Origin of the sequence: Fictibacillus sp. Mic-4, from assembly GCF_049843615.1 — a bacterium.
In the GTDB taxonomy this organism is placed as follows: Bacteria; Bacillota; Bacilli; order Bacillales; family Fictibacillaceae; genus Fictibacillus_A; species Fictibacillus_A gelatini.
Genome location: NZ_JBBHZM010000005.1, coordinates 132069 through 140378, shown reverse-complemented (window position 1 = coordinate 140378; position 8310 = coordinate 132069). Strand labels below are relative to the sequence as shown.

Below are 8310 nucleotides of genomic sequence, written 5' to 3'. Positions count from 1 at the left end.
GACGGTAACTTGAGGTTACCGTCTTTTTCTGATACGTTATATTATGTATCGTTGTTATTTTGTTAATGCCCTCCTGCACCAGGAGTCATCATAAATGTTGTCCAATACGTGAACCCTACGAAGAATACGGTCAGGTAGGCACCGAAAATATAGATATACATACGTTCTGATAAGTTCAAATACCCTAAAGTTACAAACATAATCGTTTGGCCTACAAATAATAAGGCCATTGGCACTAAATCCCCAAGATAAGCCATTACCGCGATGACTGCTGTCCAGAATCCGAGCACTCTGTACATTCTCGCCATGTATGCATCCCTCCTTTTTCACGAAAAAAAGCTAGTTCCTATTGTATTATATATGTTTTTTTACATCATTGTAAATGCTCAAATAATAAAAATTTGGAGACAATTTGATAATCCTGAAATAAAAAATGGCTGGGCTAGCTGGATTCGAACCAGCGCGTCACGGAGTCAAAGTCCGTTGCCTTACCGCTTGGCTATAGCCCAATGGAACAGTTATAGTATAACATCCCATCATAAAAAATATACACGGTTTGTGAAATTCAACAAATAGCAATTAACTTTTTTGTTGACATTCACAAATGACAGTTTTATAATCAGAGCAAATAACTGATTATTAAAAAATGAAAATGATAAAAGCTTAGAAAAGGAAAAGTAAAAGAAAGCTCTTTCGCCAGAAATCCGTCCCATAGGCTGAGAGGACGGTCGTAATCTTTCTTTGAACGCCACCTTGGAGCTTTGTTTTGAAGGTGAAAACCCGTAAAAAACAACGGCCCGGTCTTTCGTTAAAAGGACTGAAGTTCATGTGAACTTACGGAGTCTGTTTTTTGTGAAAAAAACGGAAAAGCTGAGTGGTACCGCGATACTCTCGCCTCAGCAGCCAAACGAATGGAAACATATCGTTTGGTTGCAGGCGGGGGTTTTTTTATTTCACATTAAAAATTGAAACATTAACTAGGAAACTGAGCATCCGCTATGTAGACTCGGCAAAGACGGAGAAATCTAATGGAGAAATTGTAGGAGGAAGAATAACAATGGACAACTGGATGGATTTGGATAAAACATATATGATGTCGGTTTATGAACGACTGCCTGTAGCAATAACCGGGGGGAAAGGTTCGACTCTTTATGATGTAAATGGAAGAGCGTATCTTGATTTATTTTCCGGTGTTGGCGTTAATTTATTAGGTTACGGTCATCCTCAAATCATGAAAGCGGCAACTGAACAAGTGGCTAATTGCTTACATCTTCCGTTTCACTTTTTAAACCCTGTAGCAATTACATATGCGAAAAAACTTGTCGATCATTCATTAAAAGCGGGAAAAGTCTTTTTTACCACTTCTGGTGCGGAGGCGACAGAATCAACCATTAAGCTGATCCATAAATTTAAACAAAAAGCAGGGGATGTAAGGGACGGAATTGTCGTATTAAAAAATAGTTTTCATGGAAGGACGCTAGGTGCTCTTCCATTAACGAGACAAAAAGGCGTCTATCAAGATTATCCGTGTCATTCCATTACGATCCATGAAGTTGAACGTGAGGATGTCGACGGATTAGTAAAAGTGATCCACCAACAACATCCGATTGCTGTTATGATTGAACCTGTCATGGGAAGCGGTGGAATTTACCCATTGTCGGGGGAATATATAAGGAAAATTGAGGAGCTTTGCCGCGAGAATCATATGCTTTTCATTGTTGATGAAGTTCAATGCGGAATGGGGAGAACCGGAAAATTATTTGCTTATCAGCACCACGGAGTAACACCAGATATTGTACAATTCGGTAAAGGTGCTGGCGGGGGAGCGGCCTTTGGAGGAATTATTGCAGGTCCGCGTGTTCATGACTGTTTTGCCCCGGGAGATCATGGCACGACCTTTGCACAGCCTCCTTTAAGCACGGCTTTAGGGCTCGCCGTATTAAAAGTTTTGCTTGATGATGGAATGATGGAAAAAGGGTATGAAACGTCTCAATATCTGTATAAAAAGCTCAGTGAGATCCAAAAGAAGCATGCTGATTATATAACGGATCTACGCTATAGCGGGATGATGTTTGGGATGAGTGTGAATGATACTGCAGCTAACGTGAAAAAAATACAACGGAAATTACTGAATGACGGAATGTTGGTCGACGTGACGCAAGGAAACATTATTCGCCTCTTGCCTCCACTTGTATTAACGAAGCAAGAAGTAGACCGCTTTATCGATGCATTCCAAAGTCATCTGCCGACACCGGTTCTTGCGGCAATCGGTTGCTAAATTGAAGGAGCTGACAAAATATCAGCTCCTTCAAAATTTTTTTGAAAAGAAAGAAGGATTTTGCAGAATTTTGCCGTATACATAACTTACTTGACGAAAAGGAGTGTGATCACATATTCTCGCCATTGAAAGTAAAAGCAAGCAATTGTTGCAACAGGCTGTTTTCCTGCAAGCCTCAGATGTTCACTTCATTCCGAAAAGAAACAAGGGGGTGGTTCAATTTCGAATTGCAGGCGAGCTTGTTGAAATGGAACAACTTTCATATGGTTATTTTGAAAGATTGATTTCCCATTTTAAATTCCTCTCCGGCCTTGACATCGGTGAAAAAAGAAGACCTCAAAACGGTTCTATGGACATAATGATCCAACAGAAAATTCTTCATTTGCGCCTATCGACATTGCCTTCCGCCTATTCTGAAAGTCTGGCCATCCGCTTATTGCCTCAGGAAGAAACCATCGATATGCACCATCTTTCATTATTTCCCGAAAGTGTTGACCAACTTTGTAACTTAATGGTACGCGCAAGCGGGCTGATCCTTTTTACAGGGCCGACAGGTTCAGGGAAAACGACCATTTTATATTCACTTTTGCAGTACATCCAATCTCAAATGAAGCGGCAAATTGTCACGCTTGAAGATCCTGTCGAAAAAAAAGTCGACTCGTTTTTGCAAATGGAGATTAATGAAAAAGCGGGGATTACGTACGGGGAAGGTTTTAAATCAATTCTCAGGCATGACCCGGACGTCATTATGATCGGTGAGATAAGGGATGAAGAAACGGCTAAACTTGTGCTGAGAGCGAGCCTTACAGGACATTTAGTGTTAAGTACAGTACACGCCAGGGATTCCGTTGGATGTCTTTATCGACTTCTTGAATTAGGTTTCACCTATCGTGAGCTTGAACAAACATTGCTTGGCGTCGTTTCTCAACGCCTTGTTCTAACAAAATGTCCATACTGCAAAGAAGAATGCCATCCGGTTTGTTTTCGCAGAAGAAAGATGAAACGGATGGGGGTCTATGAAGTACTTGCGGAACGGGATTTAGAAAACGTCTTGCGTTGGATGGAAGGAGCGAGTTTCGGTGATCATGTAAAGTACAAAACGATTAAACATTACATTCAGCAAGGCATCGCGCTTGGTTTTTTGCCCGAATCAAGTTATGAAAAATGGATTGGGGAGTAATGGATATGAAGAGGAATAAGAGGTGGAAAAGAGAAAATCAAGCGGAATTTTTAATTAAACTCGGTCAACTGCTGGAAAAAGGTTATACATTGCCAAAAGCAATTGAAATGGTGCAACTGCATCAATCACCCGATGTAAAAGTCATATTTGAAGATATATTAACGTATTTACGGGCAGGCTTCTCACTTCATTCCGTATTAGCAGAGCATAAGTTTCCTGAGCATGTGTTGGGGTATTTATCCTTTTCCGAGAAGCATGGAGATTTATCGTTTAGTTTAGCAGAAAGCGGGAAAATGATGCGAAAAAGGGAAGAAATCAAAAGGCGGTTGTTAAAAACGATTCGCTACCCTCTATTTTTAATGATCATTGTCATTATCATCGGTGTCGTGTTTTTACAATTTTTGTTTCCTCAATTTGAATCGCTTTATCAATCGTTAAATATCGACTTTCCTCTATTTACCCGCCTGTTTATCGCCTTCATCCATGCCCTTCCATTCATAGGATTACTCACCTTAAGTTTCATCCTTCTTTTGTTTGTCTATTATTTTACAACGTTTCGAAATTACCAGCCGACAAAACAAGTTTTAATGTTGCAGCGAATGCCTCTTCTTCGTTTATTTTTCCCGCTTTTAATTACCCATTACTTTTCGATTCAATTAGGAACTTTACTGAAAGGAGGCCTATCGATCCATGAAGCATTGAACGTTTTCGAAAAGAACGATTATTTGCGTTTTTTTCAACAGGAGGCAATTGCCATGAAAACAGAGCTATTAAGTGGTGAGGGTTTTGAACGGATTGTAAAAGCGAAGAAATACTTTGTTCCGGAATTGTCACATATTGTCGCACATGGGCATGCAAATGGAACTATCGGTCCCGAACTGATCGACTATGGCGACATGTTGATGGAACTATTTGAAGAAAAAGTGACCCGTTATTTTCAAATCGCCCAGCCGGTTTTGTTTTTGATCATTGGCAGTACAGTTTTCTTAATGTTTGTCAGTATGCTGTTGCCGATGTTTGAGCTGATGAGCTCCATTAAATGAAAGGGGAATAAAAGTGAAGCTAGTAAAAAAAGAAGACGGATTTACGTTAATCGAAATGACGATTGTCCTTTTAATCATATCAATTTTGCTGTTGATCGTGTTGCCTAGCATGGCGAAAAATAATAAAGTCGTTAAAAATGTGAGTTGTAAGGCGACAGTGGATCTCGTGCAAGGCCAGGTCGGGGCGTATGAAGCGGATAAAGGAAAGCCGCTTGCCAATCTTCAAGATCTTGTCGATGAAGGATATGTGGATCACGTAACTTGTCCTGATGGAAGCGAATTAATTTTTGCAGATGGAATTGTTAAGCCTCCTGCCAAATGATAGACATCTTAGCAAAGAAACAGGTGAAAAATGGCGGGTTTACGCTCATTGAAATGGCGATTGTTCTTCTGATCCTCGCTACAGTTCTTTCCATCGGTCTTTTTTCTTATGAGAAATCGAAAGAAACGAGAAAAGTAGAATACTTTTTTGAAGAATTACAAAAAGACGTATATTTAACACAGCGAACGGCGATCCATTCAGAACAAAAAGCGTCATTAATTTTTTTTCAAAAGGAACATTATTACGAAATCCGTCTTGGTAATGATCAAGTCTTGAAACGTAAACAAATTCCGCAAGACTTCATCGTTTTTTCAACATCAATGAAGCTTCAAATTGCCTACAATCGTATTGGAAATGTAATTGAATCGGGTACGCTGCACTTTCAGACACCGGTTGGCGATTATCGAATGGTTATCCTGCTTGGGGTGGGTCGCTTTTATGTTGAAAGATGGTAAAGGCTATCTACTATTAGAAACGATTCTGGCTTTAAGTATATTAGGAATTGTCACGGCATCGACGGTCCCGATGCTCTACACTCTCTATAAAGAACGGTTTACAATCAAACAAAACAGTGAAGCGATCGATCTTCTTCACAATAGCCTTAATGACTATATGCTTTACTCTACTCTTCCCGATCCAATCGTAAAAGGGACTACAGCGACCTTTACTATTCGCTATCTCCCGAATGGTGGCGAACCGAAAATATGTGTATCATTTAATGGGAAGAATAGCAGGAAATATGAAAGGTGTGGATCTGTCAAGAAATGATTTTAGTGACGAAAAATGGATTTACCTTAATCGAAACGATCATCGCTTTACTCATCTTCGTCGTGCTCGCCTCCTTTTCCCCGCTTTTTATTAAAGTAATTCGTCCGCCCGCGGAACCCGCCGTACGGCTTGAAGAATTGCAATTGTTCTTCACAGAGATTGGCAAAGAAATAAGAAGTGCGTCATCGATTCGAGTGGCGAATCGTCAATTATTGATTACAAATAGTGACGGGGAGACGGCAACTTATTCTCAATATGGACAAATCATCCGCAAGCAAGTCAAAGGGCTCGGCCATGAAACGTGGCTTCAATCTATTAAACGCTTTGAACCGTCTGTTACAAACGGCATAGAAGTTCATGTGAACATTCAAGATATTTCAGGGAAGCACTATGATCGAAAATTTTTTATCGGGCATCTATTATATGAAAAAATCCTTGCTGAATCATAATGGTATCATTTTTCCAACGGTTCTCGTTTTTTGCCTGATGCTTGTTATGCTGACAGGTCACCAGTTGCTGCTTTATTTAGGCGAGCGGCAGTTTATATCGGATCAACAAGAGAATTTACAGCTAGAGACGGTCATTGAAAAAAGCGCCGTTGACCTTATGAAAAGCATCAAAGATGGAAAAGCCCAGACGTCCGGCATCCTGAATTATGAGGAAGGGTCAGCCACTTATCAAATTAGTGAATGGGCTAAAATGAAATATATTATTGAAATACGAGGGAAAACAAAAGAAAGGAAAACAAAATCCGTTCAAATCGTTTATAATAAAGAAAAAAATGAAATAACGAAGTGGGCGGAAGGAGTTTTAAATTGAGGGCCATCTATTTAACCGGATTTATGGGGGCGGGAAAGACAACGATCGGAACCGTCTTAGGGGAAAAGCTTTCGGTGCCTGTCATAGATACGGATCATTATATTGAAGAATGGAAAGGAAAGCGGATTGCGGATATTTTCGGGCAAGAAGGAGAACATGCCTTTAGACAGTATGAAACCGAGGCTCTTCTTTTGTTGCCGAAAGCCGATGCCGTCATTATGACTGGCGGGGGATTACCTCTTAAAGAAGCTAATCGTGAAATGATGAATGCGGCCGGCACAATTGTATATTTGCATTGTGATTTTGAAGTGATTGTCAAACGGCTTGAGGAAGACCAAACGAGGCCGTTGTTTAATAAACATCGGAAAGAGGAAATGAGAGCCTTGTATGAAGCGAGACGGCCAGCTTATGAACAATGTCATTTTACTCTGGATGTTTCGGTTCTGACCCCGGTTGAGGCGGCAGATTCAATCATTACGGGATTAAATTTAAAGCTTGTTGGGAAGGCTGATTAAAAAAGATTTAAAAGTGGTGATAAAATGCCTTCCTCAAATGATTATATAAAACAGGCGACCGAGCGATTTGTACGCTATATTGAGGAGCCAAAAGAGATAAGAAAGAAACGAAGAACTGAAAAAAGAAAGGCGAAGGAACCCCCATTGTCCTTTTTGTTCGGGTTAATCCCGACAGCATTAGGTTATGCGTTTAAACGGAAGAAAAGATAGTGCTTCCGTTTTTTTATTTTTGTTTTTGTCAACATTAATGAGTTCAAGGTTGTTTTATTCCACGCTAACTTATGGTAAGTTTTAAGAAACAAATGCAAATGAGTGTGATGGAAAATGGAGGATCAATCGATCATTAAAGATCAATATCATCGGCCGCTCTGTGATTTAAGAATTTCTGTCACGGATCAATGCAATTTTCGCTGCACATACTGTATGCCTGAGGAAATATTCGGATCGGACTATCCATTCTTAAAAAAAGAGGAATTGCTAACATTTGATGAAATCGTATGGCTTGCCAGGCAGTTTATCCGTCTTGGCGTGAAAAAAATCCGAATCACAGGCGGGGAGCCACTGCTTAGAAAAAACTTGCCCGAATTGCTTGAACGTCTTCATCAATTAAAAGGGCTTGAAGATCTGGCGATTACAACGAATGGCGTGTTGCTTCCGAAGCTGGCTGCCAGTTTAAAAAAAGCGGGCATGAAAAGGGTAACCGTAAGCCTCGATTCACTTGATGACGATACTTTTGGAAAGATTAACGGGCGAGGCGTCCGGGTTCAAGCTGTATTAGATGGGATGAAAGCGGCCTATGCTGCGGGCTTGCAAGTAAAAGTAAACATGATGGTGCGAAAAGGGATAAACGACCATGAAATTGTCAGGATGGCCCGTTTTTTCAAAGATACCCCTTATATATTACGATTTATTGAATACATGGACGTTGGTACGACGAATGGCTGGAATCTCCATGAAGTGATGACGAAAAAAGAAATCATTGAAAAAATCAATAAAGAGCTTCCATTGAAAAAAATAGAAAGTCAATATTTCGGAGAAGTGGCAACGAGATATGAATACATTGACGGACGGGGTGAAATAGGCATCATTTCCTCGATAAGCGATGTGTTTTGCAGCTCTTGCACAAGGGCGAGACTATCAGCGGACGGAAAACTGTATACGTGTCTGTTCGCTTCCAACGGGTTAGATGTAAAAACGCCATTGCGCAGCGGCTATTCGGAGGAAGAGCTGCGTAAAACGATCCATCAAACATGGAAAAAACGAACCGATCGTTATTCCGAGGAACGTTTATCATATAAATACCGGAAAGACAAAATCGAAATGTCGTATATCGGCGGATGAACCGTTTTCGAAGCGGATTCATGAAGTGAGAAAGGTTAAATTGA

The 8310-nt window shown here is 40.4% G+C and carries 12 protein-coding genes, 1 tRNA gene and 1 other annotated feature; of the genes, 11 read left to right on the top strand and 2 right to left on the bottom strand.

Annotation, left to right across the window (positions count from 1 at the left end; genetic code table 11):
• Positions 1 to 62: 62 nt before the first annotated feature.
• Together WD019_RS06360 and WD019_RS06355 are read right to left on the bottom strand one after the other, a co-directional pair.
• On the bottom strand, positions 63 to 308 hold the full coding sequence (locus tag WD019_RS06360; RefSeq protein ID WP_026676738.1) for a DUF2626 domain-containing protein: 246 nt from the start codon (positions 306 to 308) through the stop codon (positions 63 to 65).
• A 126-nt stretch (positions 309 to 434) separates the two neighbouring features.
• Positions 435 to 509 (bottom strand) — tRNA-Gln (locus WD019_RS06355).
• Between the two features lie 146 nt (positions 510 to 655).
• Positions 656 to 902: a binding site (T-box leader), on the top strand.
• Positions 903 to 1057: 155 nt separating this feature from the next.
• On the opposite strand from WD019_RS06355, the gene WD019_RS06350 reads away from it, so the two are divergent.
• The 11 genes from WD019_RS06350 (at position 1058) to moaA (ending at position 8266) form a co-directional block, all read left to right on the top strand.
• On the top strand, positions 1058 to 2278 hold the full coding sequence (locus tag WD019_RS06350; protein WP_425710945.1) for an aspartate aminotransferase family protein: 1221 nt from the start codon (positions 1058 to 1060) through the stop codon (positions 2276 to 2278).
• Between the two features lie 145 nt (positions 2279 to 2423).
• Entirely contained in the window at positions 2424 to 3458 is a 1035-nt protein-coding gene (comGA, locus tag WD019_RS06345; protein WP_425710944.1) for a competence type IV pilus ATPase ComGA, read from the top strand.
• A gap of 5 nt (positions 3459 to 3463) precedes the next feature.
• The gene (gene comGB / locus WD019_RS06340) at positions 3464 to 4501 is read left to right on the top strand and encodes a competence type IV pilus assembly protein ComGB (RefSeq protein ID WP_425710943.1); all 1038 of its coding nucleotides are present in this window, start codon (positions 3464 to 3466) and stop codon (positions 4499 to 4501) included.
• A 13-nt stretch (positions 4502 to 4514) separates the two neighbouring features.
• Positions 4515 to 4823 carry a competence type IV pilus major pilin ComGC gene (gene comGC / locus WD019_RS06335; RefSeq protein ID WP_026676789.1) on the top strand — a complete coding sequence of 103 codons (309 nt, stop codon included), beginning with the start codon at positions 4515 to 4517 and terminating at the stop codon, positions 4821 to 4823.
• Positions 4820 to 5278: a competence type IV pilus minor pilin ComGD gene (gene comGD, locus WD019_RS06330; protein ID WP_026676790.1), complete on the top strand. Its 459-nt coding sequence runs from the start codon at positions 4820 to 4822 to the stop codon at positions 5276 to 5278. Before comGC ends, comGD begins: the two co-directional genes overlap by 4 nt.
• A complete protein-coding gene (locus tag WD019_RS06325) occupies positions 5262 to 5591 on the top strand; it encodes a type II secretion system protein (RefSeq protein WP_026676791.1) in 330 nt (109 codons plus the stop codon). Before comGD ends, WD019_RS06325 begins: the two co-directional genes overlap by 17 nt.
• Entirely contained in the window at positions 5570 to 6040 is a 471-nt protein-coding gene (gene comGF / locus WD019_RS06320; protein WP_154657912.1) for a competence type IV pilus minor pilin ComGF, read from the top strand. Before WD019_RS06325 ends, comGF begins: the two co-directional genes overlap by 22 nt.
• A complete protein-coding gene (gene comGG, locus WD019_RS06315) occupies positions 6015 to 6410 on the top strand; it encodes a competence type IV pilus minor pilin ComGG (RefSeq protein WP_161627197.1) in 396 nt (131 codons plus the stop codon). The genes comGF and comGG overlap by 26 nt, the downstream gene beginning before the upstream one ends.
• Complete coding sequence (locus WD019_RS06310; protein WP_026676794.1) at positions 6407 to 6925, top strand: shikimate kinase; 519 nt, start codon at positions 6407 to 6409, stop codon at positions 6923 to 6925. Before comGG ends, WD019_RS06310 begins: the two co-directional genes overlap by 4 nt.
• A gap of 24 nt (positions 6926 to 6949) precedes the next feature.
• Positions 6950 to 7135: a YqzE family protein gene (locus tag WD019_RS06305; protein ID WP_026676795.1), complete on the top strand. Its 186-nt coding sequence runs from the start codon at positions 6950 to 6952 to the stop codon at positions 7133 to 7135.
• A 114-nt stretch (positions 7136 to 7249) separates the two neighbouring features.
• On the top strand, positions 7250 to 8266 hold the full coding sequence (gene moaA, locus WD019_RS06300) for a GTP 3',8-cyclase MoaA (RefSeq protein ID WP_425710942.1): 1017 nt from the start codon (positions 7250 to 7252) through the stop codon (positions 8264 to 8266).
• Positions 8267 to 8310: the final 44 nt, after the last annotated feature.